This window comes from Xenorhabdus thuongxuanensis (genome assembly GCF_001908095.1).
GTDB lineage: Bacteria > Pseudomonadota > Gammaproteobacteria > Enterobacterales > Enterobacteriaceae > Xenorhabdus > Xenorhabdus thuongxuanensis.
Genome location: NZ_MKGR01000074.1, coordinates 1 through 1161, shown reverse-complemented (window position 1 = coordinate 1161; position 1161 = coordinate 1). Strand labels below are relative to the sequence as shown.

Genomic DNA, 1161 nt, shown 5'->3' with positions numbered 1-1161 from the left:
GGCGGTTAACATGGGCGGCTATCCGGCGTTCCAGTATTTCGGCGGCGTGTTCGCAGGCGCGGTCGATTTCTCTAGACATGATTCCACTCCTGCGCCTGACGCTCGATATCAGCGGCCTCGCTCTCTAATAGGGCAGCCGATGCGGCATAATCCAGTTTATTGGCCAGAATATGGGCGGCGAGATTTTCCAGACGAGAAATAGAGAGTGTGGCTAAATTTTTGCGCTCATCCTCTCTGTTTATTTTTATCAGTTGTTCTATTTCCATTATTCTGTTTCCTGTTTTTAGGTAATAAAAATCCCTGCGTGTTGACGCAATTAATAATTGAAACGTTTGTTATCAATTAATGTGAAATTAGTTTTTGTTTTGGCAGGACTAATTTAGTCGGTAATATTGCGGCAACCCCTTTAAATTGATTCATAGCCAAAATTAATGAACGCACTTCTTGTTCCGTGAATTCACTAAATTCTGCGTTATAACGGGATTTATCAAATCCGGCCAGATGAAAAATCAGATGCAACAATCGTTCATTGTTTCGAATGCGGTTATTGGTGCGGTCACGCATATATTCGATAAAATCGGCCAGTTGGCTGTTTGATTTTTCAATATCGGAAATATGCGGATTCAGCATCTCAGCCGTTTTATTAAATCCGTTAATTTTTTCATCCAATGTTAATGACACGGCGCGGTACGGTTCTGTATTAGCCACTGCATCACCTCATAATATCGATAATAACGGGGTTAACATTGTTGTCGCCAAACCAATTGAAACTAAAATCATGCCCAACGGGTTTTTACAATGGGTATTAGTGGGTTTTCTATTAAAATCATCACTGGTAATTTTATATTTGTGTTGAACTCGCGTTAATTGGTTCATCTAACCGCTCCTCATATAACTGCCGACAAAAACTCAGCGCCTGAGATTTGGAATCAAATTTCCCGTATGAATATTCACTGTCCCCAACTTGGTAACGGGGGAATGTGCAAACAGCGCTGGGACGTAACGGGCGAATTAATAACGTGCCGAATTTGATTCGGCCTTTATTTAATTCCACTGGTGTTGGGATAGTATTTCGCATATTGATTACCTCATCGCTATTATTATGTTGCCGACTTTTAGCCCTGTCCGGCGCAGGGTGTTGTGGTATTATCTTTACGCCTG

Annotated in this window: 3 protein-coding genes; all 3 read right to left on the bottom strand. The window is 41.7% G+C overall.

Features of this window, described 5'->3' with window-relative positions; translation table 11 throughout:
• Window positions 1–71: 71 nt before the first annotated feature.
• Window positions 72–266: a DUF2732 family protein gene (locus Xentx_RS18035; RefSeq protein ID WP_074021864.1), complete on the bottom strand. Its 195-nt coding sequence runs from the start codon at window positions 264–266 to the stop codon at window positions 72–74.
• Window positions 267–342: 76 nt separating this feature from the next.
• Window positions 343–708 carry a DUF5347 family protein gene (locus Xentx_RS18030; RefSeq protein WP_074021863.1) on the bottom strand — a complete coding sequence of 122 codons (366 nt, stop codon included), beginning with the start codon at window positions 706–708 and terminating at the stop codon, window positions 343–345.
• Window positions 709–841: 133 nt separating this feature from the next.
• A partial coding sequence (locus tag Xentx_RS18025) for a hypothetical protein (protein WP_422645864.1) occupies window positions 842–1161 on the bottom strand: 320 nt, incomplete at its 5' end.

Coding starts and splice junctions, on each gene's coding strand:
- Xentx_RS18035 (WP_074021864.1), bottom strand. CDS start 266: ATGGAAATAGAACAACTGATAAAAATAAACAGAGAGGATGAGCGCAAA.